This window comes from Echinicola sp. 20G, assembly GCF_015533855.1.
In the GTDB taxonomy this organism is placed as follows: domain Bacteria; phylum Bacteroidota; class Bacteroidia; order Cytophagales; family Cyclobacteriaceae; genus Echinicola.
Map to the genome: position 1 here is coordinate 3,107,387 of NZ_AP024154.1, position 19,723 is coordinate 3,127,109.

Below are 19,723 nucleotides of genomic sequence, written 5' to 3' on the forward strand. Positions count from 1 at the left end.
TACAGGTGATATCAAACAAGGGCAATACGTTTGTGTGGAATATCGCTTGCCTTTGGGGACCTGAAATTCAGAAGCTTAAGCCTGGAAGGAAAGTTAGTGGCGCCCTGAAGGAGGTCCCACTAACTTTCCGTTGGATTAAATATTGAACTCAAATCTATTCTTCAATTGTAGTTAAGGGAGGAATATTGGTTTCTGCGCCTTGATATCCCTCGTTTTGGTTAATATGTCCTTTGGTATTGGAATTAATGGCATTTGCTGGGATGGGCCAATATACATGGTATGGGCTCATGGTGTAAGTCTCTCCATATACTGTGTAAACTCCCTTATTGTAAAAGTCACTTTTTTCGATTACGCGGTCAAAATAAAAGTTCTCCTCCGAGAAATTATCCACACTATAGGTCTTTCCATTATAAGCTACTTTTCCAGTCATGGCGAAGATGTATGCGATCCTTGAAAGCTCCGTTTTTCGAGGTTCTTCATAATATAGCTCTCTAGCACGCTCGTCCAAAACTGTTCCGATGTTGACCTGTGCTGCTGAGTAAGGGTCGCATCCAGCCCTTGTTCTGACAGCATTGATGTCTGCGGCTGCGGCAGTTAGGTTTCCTTTCCAATAGTGTGCTTCACTACGTAGGAGATAAGATTCTGCCAAACGGAAGATATACCAGTCACTTTGCCCACCAACTGGCTGTACACTTTCGTAGTCTGGTATGTACAGTTTATAATGTGGCCAATCAAACCATCTTCTTATCGTATCGTTTGTCAATAATACCCCTTCATCGTTACGCATTTGGAGGGGTTGTCCATAGTAAGGGTCCACACCTTTTAGGTCAGGGTTATTGTATACAAAATCTTCCATTCTCATCCAGTTTCCTGGGGCGTGTCGTAAATCCTTATCATCATCCCAGATAGTTTCCTGATGATACCAAGTGCCTCTCAGTCTTCCGATTCCCCTACCATAGTTCGATACAAGATCAATTTCCACTCCAGGCCTGTCATAGGTTCCCTTGTTTCCGTTTGGCGTATTGATATTGGAGGCCCAATGGGGCAAAGCTTGACGCATGGAATAAGTACCATTGGTATTTCCATCTACATTGTACCGGTCCATTATCATAAAGATCGCTTCACGGTTTGCGGTAAGGGACTTATTTTCTGGACGGTGTAGATCCCATACCACATCCTTATTGGGGTATGCGCTGACATTACCAAAACGTTCAGTCATAAGGGAATAAGGTCCCTCATCGATAAGTCGATCTGCTACTGCAATGGCATCATCAAATTCTGCCAAGGCCAAGTTTACTTTGATCAAAAGATGCTGAATAGCCCCTTTTGGAGCCTGGCCTCGATCCATGTATTCCGGTACCCATTCTTCAGCAAACTCAAGATCTTCTTTAATCTTTCTAAGGATGACATTTTTATCAGTAGAATAGAAATCCAGTTTTGGTGAATTGATTTCCTCAAGGATCAATGGGACATCCCCAAATTGTTGGGTTAGCCGGTAATACCGTAAGGCCCGGTGAAAGTAGGCCGTGCCTAAAATGTGGTTTCGTTCCGCTTCGGAATCATAGTCCTCTGGTTCATCAATTCTGGATATCACTACATTGGCATACTTGATTCCTTTGAAGCCTTCATACCAGTACCATCCAATTCGGTTGGTGTTGTCACTGCTTAGATTGGCATCTGGGGTAATCAGTTTATTCAAATCTTGGGCTGGGCCAGATTTGTCTGTAGTACCCTCCACAGCTACCTCAGTAAAAATATGTTCTGTGAGTATTGGAGGCGCATCCCCAGTAAATTCTCCCCTAAGGTTCCTTTCACAGGCTGTAATGGCCGACCAAAGACCACTTTTCTCATTGAAGGTGTTTTCCGGCGCATAGAAGGACAAAGGCTTGGGATCTAACCAGTCCTCTTTACAGCCAAAAGAAGCTAGGACCAAAGTAATTAGTAATAAGTAATTACTAGAATTTATATATCGATTAGTCTTTTTCATTTTTTCAATAGTTTTCATCCTTTATAAGCTTAAAAGGTAAGGTCAATACCCAAAGTCATGTAGCGGGGGGTTGGGGCACTGTTCTCAGGATCGAACCAATTCCAATCTGGGGCATAGTACCCTAAGTTTCTCACATTGAAATAGAACCTTAGGTTTTCGATCTTGGCCCTTTCAACCATTTTCTTCGGAAGGGTGTAGGCCAAGGAAATGTTTTCGAATCGGATAAACGATTTTTTACGGTAGACGCTGAAAGGAATGCCTCCGTCATCGGAGGATAATCGCGCCCACTCACTGTTGGGGTTTTCCTCTGTCCAATAAGGTGCGACGTAAGAGTTTCTCAAATCCAAGAAACTGTCCCTGTTTTTCATCAAGTTAAAGGAGGATTCGTGCCCCCAATACGAATAAAACATAAAGGACAAGTCAAAATTCTTGTATTTAAATTCGTTTCGTAGGCTCCACCTGTATCTGGGCTCGGAGTATCCTAAAAATTGTTTATCATCCAGTTCTGAGAACTTACCGTCTCCGTTGACATCCACCAATCTATAATCTCCTGGTTCTAATTGGTATTCAGCGGCTGCATCTTCTTCACCCAATTGCCATACACCGTCCGTTTCATAATTCCAGATCCGGTCAATGGCCTGTCCGATAAACCATCCATTTGAATAATCATCCAGTTCATTACCATCTTCATCCAGATCCCCATACAAGCTGACTATCTCATTTCTGTTCAATTGAAAATTAAACCCGGTTCTCCATGTAAAATTACCCCTATTGATATTAGTTGAGTTGATGGTCAATTCCAATCCTTTGTTATCCACTTGACCCAAGTTGTCATAAACCCAGTTGAATCCTACAATGTCTGGAAGGGTTCTTTCAACCAAAAGGTCTTTGGTAGACATTTTATATAATTCCATGGTTCCATCCAGCACCCCTTTGAAGAGCGAGAAATCCAAACCAATATTAACTGAATTGGTCCGCTCCCACTTTAGGTTGGGGTTGCTCATTCGGTTTACATAGAGTTGACTAACTGGGTACAACTCACCCGCCTCATTCTGATAGAAGTACTTATTGGTGGATAGATCGGAGAGTGCTACATAGCGGCCGATATCCCGGTTTCCATTACTCCCGTAAGAAAGCCTTAGTTTTCCGAAGTCCAACCAGTTCCAATTGATGAAATTCTCTTCGGTAAAAACCCAGGCCAATGCAGCTGAATAGAAGGTTGCTCTCGGGTTGCTTTGGCCAAAAGCAGAATAACCATCACGGCGAACCGATAGGGTAGTGGAATATTTGTCTCCATAGTTATACAATAACCGTCCCATCAGTGCATCACCTGTTGAGTATTCATCATTGCTGGAAATCACTGGCAAAACTCCTGAACCAATATTGTGGTAACCTAACCGGTCATGGGGCAGAAAACCATTGTTGCTCATGGTGTTATCCCAACTCTGGTATTTCTCGGCATTCACCAAAAATGTTGCATTGAAATTATGCATATCATTAAAGGTCTTCTTCCAGGTAAGGATGTTGTCTACTTGCCAGTAGGATGTTTTTCGTTGTCTTCTTGATGCATAGCCCCCTTCTAGACCCCAAGTGGCGTGCTCGGCTGACTGATGGTTGTAATATTCATAAAAAGATAATCTAGGTGTGAAATTGGTCCGAAAGTTAAAACCCCAAGGTAGATTTAATGAAGCATATATAGTGGAGTTGATAGTGGATTCACGATTTAGTCTATCAATATACTGTCGGTCATAGTGGGGATGGATCCCGCCATTATTCTCATCATTGGGATTGTACTTCAGGTTTCCGTCCTCATCATATTCACTTGCATAGGGAGATAGGTTTCTGTATTGTCCGGTGGATACTGGTACGGTGCTGTTGTCCTCAATGGCAAATTGGGTGTTCATGCCTACAGTCAAAAAATTGTTGATCTTTGCATCAATATTCAAGCGACTTCTCAAAGTTTCAAATTCATCACCGATCACGATTCCTTCATTATTGGTATAGCCCAAAGACCAATAATAGGAAAGGTTCTCATTTCTGCCTGATAAACTCATGGTATGGTCTTGGCGAAACCCAGTTTGGTAGATCCGGTCATGCCAATTGACGGTTTTCCCTTCTTTATAGTTTTGTATTTCAATAGGCTGGAGCCCGATTCTTCTCAGCCAAACATCCAATGGGTCTCCACTCGAGCCATCATACGCTAACCAATCATCAATGTTGATGGAAGAAGGCATAGTTCTTGGGTCTGAAAACTCATAGGGCTCTGCGCTGGCCGCATTCATGGAATAATAGACATCCGATCTCCAGTCCAAAAAATCGGTGCCTTCATAAGTCCTCTGGTCTGAAGCAATGGTTGCGAGTCCAAAATTGCTATTGACGTTGATAGTTGGTTTGCCTTTTTTTCCTCTTTTGGTCACAATCATGATTACTCCGTTAGCCGCTTTGGCCCCGAAAACTGCAGCAGCTGAGGCGTCTTTCAAAACTTCCAGACTTTCAATATCATTGGGATTGATATCTGCTAGGTCTCCATAAAAAATTGCACCGTCCACCACGATCAATGGAGTGCTGCCTGCATTTAGAGATGTTCTTCCCCTGATCTGAAGAGATCCTCCTCCTTTGGCTGAGGTGCTCATCCCAACAATTAAACCAGCAACGTTTCCTCTGAGGATATCCTGAACGGAATTAGGATTTTCATTGGTCAATCTTTCAGCTTTTACTGAAGAAACTGCTCCGGTAATGTCCCTTTTACTTGCTGTTCCATATCCGATTACTACAAACTCCTCTAAGTTGCTGTCAGTTGGCGTTAACTCTACGTCAAGTATAGTAGCAGAACCTACTGTGAACTCCTTTCTTTCATATCCAATAAATGAGAATTGAAGAATTTGCCCTTCTGCAGCTTCTAATGAATAGGAGCCGTCCACACCAGTCACTGTTCCTGTTGTGGTTCCCTTAATCAAAATGGATACCCCAGGCATTGGGTCTCCAAATTCATCTTTTACAACCCCGGATATTTTTTGAAAGTCAAATTTCTTAGTAATCAACTGTGCATGATCATCATTATTGATAATTACTGAAATTGAATTGTTTATTTGCCTGAAGCGTAGGCCTGTTTGTTTGGCTACTTCATACAAGTGATCCTCCACTGTCCCTTTACCGCGTAAGTATTGAATAGAGGAGTGTGACTTTAAGGTTTCATGGTTGTAAAAAAACTTAAACTCGGAGTGTCTTTCTATTTCCTTAAAAAACTGAGTTATCGTTTTTGGTTCACCATTTAGTTCAATAAATACTTCATCAATACCTTTTATCTGGGCATTGGAAGTTTTAGCGAATAAGGGAGCAACAGTGAGGCAAAGAATCGCACACCCCCTGGCCAATAGTTTAATAGACATAACTATTAACGGTAATATTTTTTTCATAATTTTGAATTGAAATTTGAAACATAGATCCCCCATTACAGACCGCAATTCTGATGGATAAGGGATTTTAAGGTTTTGATTTTAAGGGGCGTATTTGCAGTACGTCCCTGTTTTTTTTAGATTCTTTACATAGGCATTATTTGAAGTTTATTTTTACAGATTTATTATGGAGTTCAAAATCAAACTCCAATGACTTGCTCATTACTTCCAATACATTTCTAAGAGATTCTTGTTGGTCAAATTCTCCTGAAGCTTTAATGTTATTGGGCGTTCCCTCAAACGATATATCAACCCCATACCAACGCTCCAGAATTTCTACCATTTCCTGAAAGGAGGACATGTCAAATTTTAAAATTCCTTTGGTCCAAAGTATTCGGTCTGAGACCGAAACGGTGTATTTTTCCATCTCCTTCTCATAAATGGAAAGATGGGACTCTTCCCCTGGCTGCAGCTCCAGAAATGCGGATTTTCCCTTTTGATTCAGTTTTACCTTTCCTGTCACTAAAGTTACTGTCACTTTTTGTTGCTTATTGAATGTGGAAATGTTGAACGAGGTACCTAAGGCTGTGGTAATAATCCCTTTGGCATCTACTGAGAAGGGGTGGTCCTGATCTTTTGTTACCTCAAAAAATGCTTCTCCTTCTAATTGGATTTTACGGTTTTCTCTAAAGTTCTCTGCATAGGTAATACTGCTTTCAGAGTTCAAATAAACAACCGACCCATCTTCCAAGGTAACCTTTGTCTTTTCCCCACGAGGATTGACTTTGGTAACAAATAATGTTTCCTCCAGAGCCGGGTGTGAAAGAAAATTCTTAGGATTTCGGACAAAAAACAAAGTGGTCAAACCAATCATAAACACTAAAATCGCTGCCTTCCATAAGTGCTCCTTTATAAAGTTGGTTGGTTCGATACTTTTTTGAATAAATGATTTGGGGTACCCTTTCATGCCTTTTTGTATTCTTCCCCAAACAGCACGATTGTCCCATTTATATTTTGAATTCTTGATTTTTGAAATCCACAAAGAAATGACTTCGATGGAAAGGTGCTCTTCTGCCTCAGGACTTTCTAGAAATTCTAAAAATTCCAGTACCTGATCCCGTGATAGTTTCCCTTCGTAAAAATCCTTGATGCGCTGATTGTAATCCATTTCAGTTATAGTTCTGGATTATATACCCTCAACCTTCAGGTTTTACTCATGAAAAATGTAAAAAAAGTTTGAAACTATATATTAATTCAATGTTTTGTACTTAATAATTACTTAATGAAAGCGTTAAATATGGTTTTAAAGGCGATTATCCATATACTGGTAGATACGATTTCGAGCTTGGCAAGCCTTTCTTTAAAGGATTTAGTAGCCCTGAAAATTTGATTTTCAACAGTTCTTTTTGAAAGATTTAGTTTTAAAGCAATTTCATCATTGGACAAGTTTTCAAAATGTTTCAGTTTGAAAATTTCACGCTGGGCTGGCGTTAGTCTCTCTATTATTTCCATGGAAAGATTATGGAATTCGGTATAAATCATATCATCATCAGCTCCATAATAACTGGCTTCATTGGTAAATGGAATTTGATATTCTTGAAATGCAAAAAAACGGGCTTCTTTTTTGGTTTTTTTAATAACCAGGGAGCGCACCATCGCTATCATATAGGCATTGATCGATAGGTTGGGGTCAAGCCTGTCCCTAAACTTCCATATCTTTAAAAATACTTCTTGCACGATACCTTCAGCATCTTCATGGTTGAGTCTCATCTTCCGAGAAATGTGGTAAATTTTCTCAGAAAACAACTGGAATAGCTTCTCAAAGGATGGCTCATGTCCATTAGAAATGTTTCGAACCAACTGCTGAAGTTCTTTTGAATTTGGTTTTTTCAAAACCGATACGATTTAATTTTTTCTAAAATAAGCGAATAAGTTAGTATCCACAAAATTGATTTTCAACTCATAACATAAAAAAAACAAAGCGATAAGCAGGGATATCAATAGTATATTGAAATTCTTTCATTTTAGAATTGATTATGTTATTATTCCCACCAAGTGAATACAATTAAACCACTTTCTTTAGCTTTAGAAGCCCAATTTGACTTTATTTATTGGTGTAGTAATCTGCTTATTTATTTATGCACTCTGAAAAATCTATCTAAAATGCGGTTGTTTTATATCAAAACACCCTGCTATTTATTTTTTTTTAAATAAACTTACCTAAACCTTAATTTAACTTAATAGTAATGGTTTGTTTTTCCTGATTTCCCTGTGATTCGTTTGAAAGTAGAATGGAGATTAGTTAATCGCTTTGATTTCTACGGATCTTATTTAATAATTTTTTTCACCCCTTAACTCAATTAACCTGTAACTTCTTGATGTAAATGTTTTTTTAATTCGGTTTTGCTACCAAGATGATATTGTTGTTGAACTTACCGTTGAGTGAATTTCCCTGTAACGATTTGCTCCAAGTTTTCCGTGGGTAAGTTGTATAAGTAAGCCCAACATTTCATTGGCTCTGAAGATTGTAAATCATAAACTGTTATCATGGTTCTTTTATATTCCTGAGGATAGGGGAAGGAAGGCCCTGCTTCTTCATATTTGTCCAAAGCCAGCAATACCTTTTCTATTTCTGATATGCGGAAGACCTGACCATAGACTTTGTCAAGACTAGGAGGGGTTAAAACAAGGCCAGGATAATAGGATACTTGAAATAGTTTTCCGTAAGTGAATGCTTCTGTCACAAAAACGCTTTTCTGGTGAAAGAGTTTTGGGATAGCATGTGTAGTTTCCTTTAAAAGCGTTCCATAAACAAAAACCAAGTTCATATTCAATCAGAGATTAAAGTGTTAAAGATACGTGAAAAGAGCTTTAGGGGATATGGTCCAAATTTTTGGTTTTTTAAAATGGGTAGTGATTTCTGAGGTAAGAAGTGCTTTTATAATTTGCCTAATTTTATAACTTTTTGCGTCCTATTGGTCATTATTGATGTCAAGCCTTCTAAAAGAATATATTTTTACAATAGGTGAACCTTAGATTATAGGTATTGTACTTTCAATCTCCACATCATCAATCGATGAAAATGATTGCTTGAAATGAATATCACAAGTGCTAAACAAAGAGTTTTTTACAGATTTCTAACTAGCCTTATTCAACTGGAAAGTGTGAATCTAAGTTTTACCGAGCTCCAAACTAATGAAAACATCCTTGGAACAAATTAATAAACGCTTAAAGTTTTTCATTCATAAACACTCTAAATAAATGAAGCTTTTCATAAAAAAATATCAACCAATGCACCATGCTTTTTTATCAAGCTTGGTTTTGGCATTTTCAATTTTTATGCTTCAGTCTTGTTCAGAAAAGGAAGTGGCTCATTCAGCAGATGATGGTACTTCAAATTTCAAAGGGAAAATTGAACTCGATATTCGGGATTCTGAATCGGACTGGTCAGCATATACACCTAAAAGTGCCCCAGAAGGAGCACCCAATATCCTATTTGTTTTGTATGATGATACAGGCTTAGGGGCATGGTCTGCCTATGGTGGAGCCATTAATATGCCCACTTTGGATAGATTGGCTGCCAATGGTTTGACCTATACACAATGGCATACCACGGCATTGTGCTCACCAACCCGTTCAACCATCCTTACCGGGAGAAACCACCACTTAAATGGTATGGCATCTATTACAGAGACTGCGGATGGGTACCCGGGATCTAATGGTCGTGTCCCTGATGACTGTGCCCCTTTTGCTCAGATTTTAAGGGATAATGGCTGGAGTACATTTTGGATAGGTAAAAATCATAATGTCCCTGAGCAGGACGTAGCACCAGGAGGAAGTCGTTCTGAGTGGCCTACTCAAATTGGGTTTGACCGTTTTTACGGATTTTTAGGAGGTGAAACCAATAACTGGTACCCGGACTTGGTAGAAGACAATCACTTCATTGAAGCCCCTGCTACTCCGGAAGAAGGTTATCACCTCTCGAAAGATTTGGCAGACCAGGCCATTAAAATGATTCGTGATAAAAACGCCACCAATCCTTCCAAGCCTTTTTATATGTGGTTTAATCCAGGAGCAAACCATGCCCCGCACCATTCTCCAGCAGAATATACTGCCAAGTATAAGGGGAAGTTTGATGAGGGCTATGACGCTTATCGTCACTGGGTGGTAAAGCGGATGAAAGAAAAAGGGATCATTCCTGAGGATACAGATATGGCTGACTTTAATCCCATGCCTGAAGATATGGCCAATCCTGCTGATTATGTTCGTCCATGGGATGAGCTGAGTGATGATGAGAAAAAATTATTCTCAAGAATGGCCGAAGTATATGCGGGTTTTTCCGAATATACCGATGCACAAGTGGGACGAATCATCGATTATTTAGAGGAAACGGGCCAATTGGAAAATACGATAGTGATCTATGCTGCGGATAATGGCGCCTCAGGTGAAGGAAGTCCCAATGGCTCTGTAAATGAAAATAAGTTCTTTAACGGTTATCCTGATAGCATGGAGGAAAACTTGAAATATTTGGAGGTTTTAGGAGGTCCGGAAACATACAATCACTTCCCTACAGGCTGGGCAGCAGGTTTTTCCGCGCCATTTAAAATGTTCAAACGCTACTCTCAATATGCTGGTGGCACAAATGATCCATTGGTAATTTCATGGCCAAAAGGAATTAAAGCGAAAGGTGAAATTCGCCACCAATATCACCATTCAGTAGATATTGTGCCTACCTTATTGGAAGTTTGTGGTGTAGAAATGCCTGAGGTATATAATGGCGTGAAACAAACCCCTCTTTCAGGAGTCTCCATGGCATATACTTTTGATGCAGAACCTGATGCTCCGACTCAAAAAGAGGTTCAATATTTTGCCATGTTGGGCACTCGGGGAGTCTGGAAAGATGGTTGGAAGGCCGTGGCTGTCCATTCACCATTATCCGGTAAAAGTAATTTTGATGAAGACGTTTGGGAGCTCTATAACGTGGCTGAAGACAGGTCTGAAACCCATAATTTAGCTGAAGACCATCCGGAAAAATTGCAGGAATTAATTGATGAGTGGTTTCACCAAGCTGAGATTAACAAAGTGCTACCATTGGATGATAGAAGTGCTGCGGAAATTTTGGGAACAGAAAGGCCTTCACAGGAGAAACCAAGAGATCGCTATATTTATTATCCAAATACGGCTCCAGTACCTGAGGGCGTTGCAGTAAATATTCGTGGGCGTAATTACAAAATCTTGGCGAATGTGGAAATTACTGATGCCAATGCGTCTGGGGTGATTTTCGCCCATGGGTCCAGGTTTGGAGGCCATTCCCTATTTATCAAGAATGGCCAGTTGAACTATGTATATAACTTTTTGGGGATAACGGAACAAAGTTTTAAAAGCACACAAAAGTTAAAACCGGGTAAATACACCCTTGGGATGGAGTTTGTTAGGGAAGAAGCTGGGCAATATGGAGAGTCTATTGGAAATATGAAACTTTATATTGATGAAGAAGTAGTAGATGAAGGCCCGATGAAAACCCAGCCAGCCAAATTTACACTTTCTGGAGATGGATTATGTGTGGGCTATGATAGTGGAGATGCTGTAAGCAGTCAATACGAATCTCCTGGGACTTTTAAAGGAGGTACGATTAGAGGTGTAGGTGTAACCGTAGAAGGCAAGCCATATATTGACTTGGAAGCAGAAGCTAAAAGAATGATGATGACTCAGTAAAAAACTATATATATTACAGATAGACTTAAATTGAAACAGGGCTGCCAATTGGCAGCCCTGTTTTTATAATGATTAGTTGCTTTTGAAAACTATATGCTGTGTTTCGTTAGGCTTCATCTCCAATGTAAACACTTCTCCTTTTACGAGTGCCTGGCCATTCACCTGACAATCTTCATCAAATGGATTGATGATTTTTAAAGTTCCTCCTTTTTGAGCCAAAACCTCTGCTTTAACTTCTTTTTTACCTACTTTCTCAGCACTGATTTCAAAGGCTCCTTGGGCCAAAAAACTGTCGAACGAAACCTTATTCCAATCTGTAGGAACGGCAGGAAACAGCCGGATAAAATCCTCGTGGCTTTGCAGGAGCATTTCCTGCAAGCCAGCCGCAAAGGCAAAGTTTCCTTCCAAAGTAAAAGGACGGTATTTGAAATTGGAATACCCCTTTCCAGATTGGTCCCCATTGACATGAAAGCTATTGGGTAGACAAAAACTGGTGGCAAAGATCCTGAGGGTTTCAGCAGCTCCTGCGCCATCCAACATCCTGGCTTGTACATTAGCTAGCCAGCTGAAAGAATAACCGACCCAGGCTGCAGAGCCAGTGGTGTGGAGGTTGTCCACCGTGGTTTTAATAATCTCTTGCGCTTCCTCCCCATCTGACCAATTGATCATGCTTAGTGGGTGGATGGCCATCAAGTGAGAAAAGTGACGATGAGAAGTAGCTAGTGGTTCTCCAGGAGCCACCATCAAACCTGTTTGGTCAACTGCATAATCTGGCCATTCGGCAAGGATAGTTTTCCATTTCTTTTCATCTTCTTCATAACCCAATTCTTTGGCAAGTTCTGAAGCTTTGCTGAACACAAATCGGATATTGGCCAAATCGAAATTCGTTGTATTTCCAAACCAGGCTTTTCGACTGTTGTTATGGAATTCCGGGGAGGCACTGATAGGTAGCTTCCTAAGACCTTCTTCATCCAATATCGAAACCTCATCCAAGTAAACAGCCACCTCTTTGAACCAAGGGTAAGCACGTTCTTCCAGAAACACTTTGTCCATACTGTATCGCCAGTGCAAGTAAAAATGATGGGCCAACCAGGCAGAGACAGTAGGACCAAAAGCATATTGGATCCAGCCCCCCATAGGTTCTCCTTTAAGGGTGCTTACGCCAGGGACATTGATACCATTGGTTTCAAAATAATTGGAAGTGTAGCTTTTAAAGGTGGGGTAGTTATTCCAAAGCCAATTCAAATAGCCTTCCCCAAGATCCATGTGGTTAGCCGTATAACATGGCCAATAGCTAAGCTGGGTGTTCAAGTCGTGGTGGAAATCACCCTTCCAAGGAGGAAGCTTGCCATTATCAGCAGTCCATACTGCTTGAAGGGAAATAGGAGGTGTGTTTTCTCTTGCAGCGGCGCCAAACTTATACTGTTCCAAATACCATTGTTTTTGAAGGATACTGTCAGGAACTTGAATGCTGGACTTTTTCCAATACTGGTTCCACCAGGCTTTGTGGCTTACACTAACCTTGTCAAATCCAGCAGCTAAGCCATCTTGGGTGAGGTCATGGGAAGTTTGGCTAGCGGTGTTTTCATTGGTACTAATTGACCAGCATCCTTCGAGGCCATTGGAAGTCTTTTGCCATCTGATCGAAATTTGATACTCAAATCCTTCATGCCCCGATTGGGTGTAAATGACACCGTTTTCAACCTTCTCTATCTTTCCTTGTGGGTACCCAAGCCTTCTAAGGTCTTGGCCGGTTACAGGATTGGTAGCCTCTGAGCTTTCTTCTAAGCTGTAAGCAGGCATGATCAACTCAGGAACAAAGTCAGCAGGATCGACACCTTCGAATTTAAACCATCCTAAAGGCTGCTCTGCATGTACAAAAGTGCTGAGGCTTGCTCCTGACTCCCATTCCACTTTGCCTAAAGCACTTTCAATCTCCAAAGAGCTGTTTTTGACTTTACCTAAGCTGGTGATATCAAACTCTATCGCACCGCCAGGGATTTTTGAAGGAGCGGGCGCTTTATTGTAAGGGGCATCAAAAAGGTCTTGGACTTTCTTGTAATCATCTTTTTCCCATTTGTCCAATACCCAGGAAAATTTCCATTCTTCACCTTCTAGGTTTTTCATTTTTCTCAAATCCCAAAGGCCTACATGGTCCAAGGACATGCGTAATTGGTCGTCTTTCTGCCAGATCAAGGCACCTATTTTCCCATTCCCCAAAGGAAGACCTTCATCCCATGTGGTGGGTAGGTAATTGAATTTTAATCCGTATGGACTAAGGTTGAGGTTCTTGTTTTCGTCTTTGCTACTTTCAGAACATGAAATAATAAAAGCCGATAAAGTAATTAAAAGTAAAATTCTCATTTTATAATTGTTGTATAATGAAAGTAATTTGTTTCATTTTACTTTAATATACAACTTTCCACTGAATACTTTGTGCTTTAGGCCTAATTTAAGGTCGGCTCTAAACAGGAAAGAGGCAAAGCCTAACAGTTTGTCCTATTATTTTTAATTATGGGATGAAAACAGCAATTTTGGTAAAGCGTTTATTTTAGTGCAGTTAATATAATCTTGATCAACTTTTAAAATAATGAATCATAATTTAATGAAAATGAATCTACAAAAAGCTTGCTCCCTCATCATCGGTGTATCTATGGGAGTGGCCATGGTCAGTTGCGATACTGAACAAAAGCAGTCTGTCAAAAGCATTACTGTACATAATGAACTTGACTTTGCCCGCCAAGAAGTAGTCGCCATTCCAATGGACGACTTAAGTGGTTTTATTGGTGAGCAAAGCCACAAGGATTTAAGGATCCAAATGGAAGGTGCAACTGATTACCAAAGGAGCCAATGGATAGATTATGATCAGGACAATAAGCCTGATGAGCTGCTGTTTTTGGCTGAGGTGCCAGCTGGCGCTTCTGTCAGTTATATCATTAGTATGGACATCGATGCTGTAGTGCCTGAAAGTGATGTGATTGCCTATTCCAGGTTTGTACCTGAAAGGACGGATGATTATACCTGGGAAAATGACAAAGTGGCCTTTAGAACTTATGGCCCTACCGGGCAAAAGGAAGCTTTGGCAGGTGTGGCAGGAAGCACCTTGTCCAGTGGTATAGATCTGTGGTTGAAGAGGACCGAGCATTCCATTATCGATAAATGGTATGCAGAGCACTTGAAAAGCCCTGGATATTATCATATCGACCATGGTGAAGGCTTTGATCCATACCATGTGGGAGCAAGCCGAGGTACCGGAGGTAGTGGCATCTGGGCTGAGGATAGTTTGTATGTTTCTGAGAATTATGTCAAATACAATACGATTGCCCAAGGGCCTTTGCGGACAGTTTTTGAACTGGAATATGCCGCTTGGAGTCCTTATGAGGTGACAGAGACCAAAAGGATCACGCTTGACCTTGGTTCCAACTTTTCCAAGTTTGACATTAGCGTGGATTCCAAGGAGCCTCTTCCAAACTATGCCATAGGGATCACCTTACATAACAAAAAAGGTGAATTTAAGATTGATGAGGAAACAGGTTGGATCCGTCACTGGGAGCAGATCAAAGATTCCTATGTAGGAGAGGGGATTGTGATGGATGTGGCTGAAATTGATTCAGCTTTTGCTAGGGAATCAGAAGTAGCTGACCAAAGTAATTTGTTGCTTTTGGCCAAACCTTCCAGTGTGGTTAGTTACTATGCAGGCTTTGCTTGGGTAAAGAGTGGTCAGGTCAATGCCGTAGAAGACTGGGACAAAATGTTGGAGCAACAAGCGGCTATCATCAAAAGCCCACTCAAAGTGACTATGGAGTAATTCCCTTGGGGCTCTAATAATTAAAAAGGCAAAATCATCAACGATATGGTTTTGCCTTTTTTATTTTTCAATACCTACACTTAATTGCCACTCACCCTAGTTTGCAACAAGGATGGCTAAGTTCAGGTGTTTTCAATGCTTTGTAGATTAATCCCGAAGCGTGAAAAATAAAATGGATGAATCATTCCAAAAATTTTGTACTTGATTCTTTCATTTTATAGCTTGTGCAATCGATTGCTCATTTTGGCAAAAGACTTTTTCGAAAACACTACTTATAGCGATGATAAACCTAAAAAAACTAAATTACCTGTGCTTGTTGATTTTAGTCAACCTGATCTTATTAGCTTGTGACAAAAAGGAAACCAACTCCACTGCTTTTTCCCATGAAGACTTGAAGCTTTGGTATCAGCAACCAGCTGAAAATTGGAATGAAGCACTTCCTTTAGGCAATGGAAGGTTGGGAGCCATGATTTATGGAGGCTCAAGTCAAGAACATATTCAATTGAATGAGGAAACATTTTGGGCTGGTGAGCCCGGCAATAATGTGCTTCCTAAATTGAAAGAGCTTCTTCCTGAGCTTAGGAAAATGATTTTTGAAGGAAGGCATGAGGAAGCAGAAGCTTTGGCCATGACAGCCCTGCCAAGGCATGCGGCAGAGAACAACAACTATGGAATGCCTTACCAAACCATTGGAGACCTCTTTTTGGATTTTAAAGGACATGGTCAAATAGAAGACTATTACAGAGATCTTGACATTGGGAGTGCTGTAGCAACATTTTCTTACAAAACTGAAGGAGTCAATTATCATAGGGAGTTTTTTACTTCCTTGGAGGACGATGTAATGGTCCTTAAACTAAGTGCAGACCAAGCTGGAGCCATTAGCTTTAGCCTTTCAGCTGACTCACCACAAAAAACATTTGATGTAAACGTGGCCAATAACCAATTGGTACTTTCTGGGACTTCGGGCAGTGTGGACAATAAAGTAGGGAAGGTCAAATTTAAGGGGGCGGTAGAAATCAAAACAAAAAATGGAACGCTGACAAAAGGGGAGAAATCCATCGAAATCAGCGGTGCCGATGAAGCCATTGTCCTGATTTCTTTGGGGACTAATTTTAAAAATTATGATGAGTTGTCCGATGAAATGCTAAATGAGGCCACAAAAAAACTAGAAGCGGTTCGCAACAGGTCTTATGAAGATATGAAACAGGATCATATCGAAAATTACCAACAATACTTCCAGCGAGTCGCTTTGGACTTGGGCGAAACTGAAGCAGCCCAGAAACCTACTGATATAAGGTTGGCTGAATTTTCCCAAGCGGATGATCCTGCTTTGGTCTCTCTTTATTTTCAATATGGCCGTTATTTATTGATTTCCAGTTCACAACCTGGTGGCCAACCTGCCAATCTTCAGGGAATTTGGAACAATTTGGTGTCGCCTCCATGGGATAGTAAATACACCATCAATATCAATACGGAAATGAACTATTGGCCAGCAGAGGTGACCAATCTTTCCGAAATGCATGAGCCCCTGTTTGAAATGATAAGGGATTTGTCGGAGACAGGAAAACAAAGTGCTCAAAAGATGTATGATGCCAGAGGTTGGAACGTGCACCACAATACGGATTTGTGGAGGATGACCGGCCCAATAGATGGGGCACATTATGGGCTTTGGCCGATGGGGGGAGCATGGCTTTCCCAGCACCTTTGGCAACATTACCTGTACACGGGAGACCGATCGTTCTTGGAAGAAAATTATGAGGTGATCAAAGGCGCAGCTTTTTTTTACAATGATGTCCTCCAAGAAGAGCCAGAGACCAAGTGGCAGATTGTGGTGCCGAGCATGTCTCCTGAAAACTCTCATCAGGGAGGGACAACCATCGCGGGTGGGACTACCATGGATAACCAGTTGGTCTTTGATGTGTTTTCCAATTTTGTTCAGACCGCGCAATTGCTTGACAGGGACAAAGCGCTTGCCTCTGCTGTCCAGGATAAAATAAACCAGCTGGCACCGATGCAGATTGGCCATTGGGGACAATTGCAGGAATGGATGCATGACTGGGATGACCCTTCCGATGGGCATCGCCATGTATCCCATCTTTATGGTTTGTATCCAAGCAATCAAATTTCCCCTTTTCAACATCCCCAACTTTTTGAGGCTGCCAAGACCTCTTTGGTGGCAAGGGGCGATAAATCTACCGGCTGGTCCATGGGGTGGAAGGTAAACCTCTGGGCCCGGTTACTGAATGGCAATAGGGCCTATAAACTGATCCATGATCAACTTACTCCCGCACTTACAGAAGATGGCGAGGCAGGAGGGACCTATCCGAATTTGTTGGACGCACATCCTCCTTTCCAGATAGATGGTAATTTTGGATGCACTTCGGGTATTGCCGAAATGCTTGTGCAAAGCCATGATGGGGCTGTCCATCTGCTGCCTGCCTTACCCGAACAATGGAAAGAGGGACATCTTAGTGGTATTAAATTACGGGGAGGCTTTGAACTGGTGTCGATGAAATGGCAAGATAGCAAGTTGGTGGAGTTGAAAATCAAATCCAATTTAGGCGGAAACCTTCGTCTGAGGACAGAAAGTCAATTGGATTTGGAAATGGGAGATTTGGAAATGGCTTCCGGGATCAACCCCAACCCCTTCTTCCAGCTGCCAGAAATCAAAACTCCCCTAGTACATCAAGAAGCTCCGGCTTCAAATTTGGCCTTGCCGGAGTATCAATTATATGATGTGGCTACTGAAAAGGGAAAGGTGTATTTGTTTCAAAATGCAGGAGGTTGATTTTCAGTTTTTTTGGTTTGGGCAAAGCAAGCTTTAATGTTATGGTACAGTTGGGCGAAGGAGTGGTCAATGAAAGGCCAAAGTATTTATAACTAAAAAAATCACTGGTTTAAAAGGTGATTTATGATGATTATTGGTAAGTTGGGTCGGCACTAGGCCTATTGTCTTAAAAAGCAAAGGTGCTGCTATATTCACTCACAATAAACTCAAAAAAATGAAAATCGCTACAGAACCAATCGGAAGTATTCCAAGGCCAGTGGAACTGGTAGAAGCCATCACATCATCCTCCCCAAAACAGGACTTAGAAGCACTCTATGACAAGGCTGTAATGGACACTTTGAAAGAGTTTGAAAGGACAGGCTCACTGATCATTACCGACGGGGAACAAACCAAGTCCAGTTTTGCTACCTATCCCTTAGATGGTGCTGTAAACATTGCTCCTAAAGGAATGAGAATTGACTTTGCTGATGGGCATTTCAGACAACTGCCGCTGTTGACCAAAGGCCCTTTTCGCTATAGCAAATATGCGGTGCAATACCTAAAATATGCCCAAGAGAGAACCAGTCTCCCCATAAAACAAGCCGTCATTTCCGCTTCAGCACTTAGCTTGATCTATCCGCCAGAAGGGATTGAGGGCTATTCCCAAGAAGGATTTATCGCTGACCTGGTCAATGAATGCGAAAAAGATATCAGACAATGTCTCGAACAGGGAGCAGCTAAGGTCCAGATGGATTTTACTGAAGGAAGGTTGTCGCTGAAATTGGATCCTTCCGGGGGTGTCTTGCAGCAATTTATAAACCTGAACAATCAGGTATTCAACCGCTTTTCAGATGCCTACAGGGAACGGCTTGGTGTGCATGTATGCCCTGGTGGCGACCATGATTCTACTCATAGTGCAGATGTGGATTACACCGCTTTTCTTCCGGCGCTTTTTGATTTGAATGTGGGTAACTTTTACCTACAGTTAGCAAGTGAATCCGATAAGAAAAAAGTTTTGAAAACGGTCAAAGAATACCTTAAGCCATATCAAAAGGTATTTATAGGGGTTACTGATGTGAACAGCCCGAAGGTTGAAACCAAAGAGGAAGTGATGGAGCGTATCTTGGAAGCAGCTGAGTTTATCCCGCTTGGCCAATTGGGCACAACGGATGATTGCGGTTTTTCCCCTTTCTGTGATGATGTATCCACCACGCGGGAGATTGCCTTTGCCAAAATCAAGGCCCGAGTAGAAGGCACCAAGCTGGCCGAGGCAAAATTATCCTAGCCCTATTGGAAAACCTTGAAAGCGGGCAAGAGTTAAATCTTTTGCCTGCTTTTTATAGGGGTTAAACTATTGAAAGTGAATTAGAAGGATTGATTTGGAGTTTTTAATACAATAGCCAATCATCCGAGTTTGCAATACGGATGGCTAAGTCCAAAGGTTTTCAATGCGGCTTAGTGGATAATCAATGCGTTGAAAACGCAAGGATTTAGGGTACAAAAGAGGGCTAGATTAGGTTCTCCGCGTAAAGGAAGGTCATTTGCTTCCTGTAGCATGAGCTACCCTTCCTGTAGGGTAAAATGGGCTTCCTGTCCGACAGGACGGGGCCATCGTTCTACAGGAAGGCTTAATAAAGTGACCGGAGGGCTTACTTGACTTACAGGAAGGCCCATCACTCCTACAGGAAGGGCTATTTGCTATACAGGAAGGACTCTCAGACCTACAGGAAACCCTATCCAAGGTACAGGACGGGTTCATGCACTGACCGGATGGCTCCTTTAGGTTACAGGACGCATCTTTTGCCTACAGGAAGGGGTTTAGGGGGTACAGGACGGGTTATTCACCTACAGGAAGCTTCCTGAGGCGACAGGACGAAATAATCTTCGTTTATTTTACCAGGTTTTTCAGTAAATACCAGCATTAAGGTATTTGTAATGGTGGATGGATTCTTTAGTTTGGGGAAAATATCCAATTTCAAGCACCATGATATATCGATTAAAAATGAAAAGGATATCTTAAAGTAAAATTTACCTAAGGTATACCAAGCTAA

At 41.4% G+C, this 19,723-nt stretch carries 11 protein-coding genes; 5 read left to right on the forward strand and 6 right to left on the reverse strand.

Translation table 11 applies throughout. The features are described 5' to 3' along the window. Window positions 1-154 precede the first annotated feature (154 nt). The 5 genes from JL001_RS12865 to JL001_RS12885 form a co-directional block, all read right to left on the reverse strand. Entirely contained in the window at window positions 155-1,987 is a 1,833-nt protein-coding gene (locus tag JL001_RS12865) for a RagB/SusD family nutrient uptake outer membrane protein (RefSeq protein ID WP_200976527.1), read from the reverse strand. A gap of 29 nt (window positions 1,988-2,016) precedes the next feature. Continuing rightward, window positions 2,017-5,403: a SusC/RagA family TonB-linked outer membrane protein gene (locus JL001_RS12870; protein WP_236252803.1), complete on the reverse strand. Its 3,387-nt coding sequence runs from the start codon at window positions 5,401-5,403 to the stop codon at window positions 2,017-2,019. A gap of 136 nt (window positions 5,404-5,539) precedes the next feature. Beyond that, the gene (locus JL001_RS12875) at window positions 5,540-6,550 is read right to left on the reverse strand and encodes a FecR family protein (RefSeq protein WP_200976532.1); all 1,011 of its coding nucleotides are present in this window, start codon (window positions 6,548-6,550) and stop codon (window positions 5,540-5,542) included. Between the two features lie 107 nt (window positions 6,551-6,657). After that, entirely contained in the window at window positions 6,658-7,275 is a 618-nt protein-coding gene (locus JL001_RS12880) for an RNA polymerase sigma factor (protein WP_200976533.1), read from the reverse strand. A 539-nt stretch (window positions 7,276-7,814) separates the two neighbouring features. Next, window positions 7,815-8,210, reverse strand: coding sequence for a gamma-glutamylcyclotransferase (locus JL001_RS12885; protein ID WP_200976535.1), 396 nt, complete (start codon window positions 8,208-8,210; stop codon window positions 7,815-7,817). 433 nt (window positions 8,211-8,643) lie between these two features. On the opposite strand from JL001_RS12885, the gene JL001_RS12890 reads away from it, so the two are divergent. Then, on the forward strand, window positions 8,644-11,097 hold the full coding sequence (locus tag JL001_RS12890) for an arylsulfatase (protein WP_236252804.1): 2,454 nt from the start codon (window positions 8,644-8,646) through the stop codon (window positions 11,095-11,097). Between the two features lie 72 nt (window positions 11,098-11,169). Here JL001_RS12890 and JL001_RS12895 read toward each other — a convergent pair whose 3' ends face one another. Then, window positions 11,170-13,461: a glycoside hydrolase family 95-like protein gene (locus JL001_RS12895; RefSeq protein WP_200976537.1), complete on the reverse strand. Its 2,292-nt coding sequence runs from the start codon at window positions 13,459-13,461 to the stop codon at window positions 11,170-11,172. Window positions 13,462-13,708: 247 nt separating this feature from the next. Here JL001_RS12895 and JL001_RS12900 point away from each other — a divergent pair, with 247 nt between their 5' ends. The 4 genes from JL001_RS12900 to JL001_RS12915 all read left to right on the forward strand — a co-directional run bounded on the left by JL001_RS12900 (window position 13,709) and on the right by JL001_RS12915 (window position 19,329). Further along, entirely contained in the window at window positions 13,709-14,905 is a 1,197-nt protein-coding gene (locus JL001_RS12900) for a DUF4861 family protein (RefSeq protein ID WP_236252805.1), read from the forward strand. A 280-nt stretch (window positions 14,906-15,185) separates the two neighbouring features. Further along, a complete protein-coding gene (locus JL001_RS12905; RefSeq protein WP_200976541.1) occupies window positions 15,186-17,693 on the forward strand; it encodes a glycoside hydrolase N-terminal domain-containing protein in 2,508 nt (835 codons plus the stop codon). A gap of 214 nt (window positions 17,694-17,907) precedes the next feature. Continuing rightward, on the forward strand, window positions 17,908-18,957 hold the full coding sequence (locus JL001_RS12910; protein ID WP_200976543.1) for a cobalamin-independent methionine synthase II family protein: 1,050 nt from the start codon (window positions 17,908-17,910) through the stop codon (window positions 18,955-18,957). Window positions 18,958-19,146: 189 nt separating this feature from the next. Beyond that, entirely contained in the window at window positions 19,147-19,329 is a 183-nt protein-coding gene (locus tag JL001_RS12915; protein WP_200976545.1) for a hypothetical protein, read from the forward strand. The last annotated feature ends 394 nt before the right edge of the window (window positions 19,330-19,723 follow it).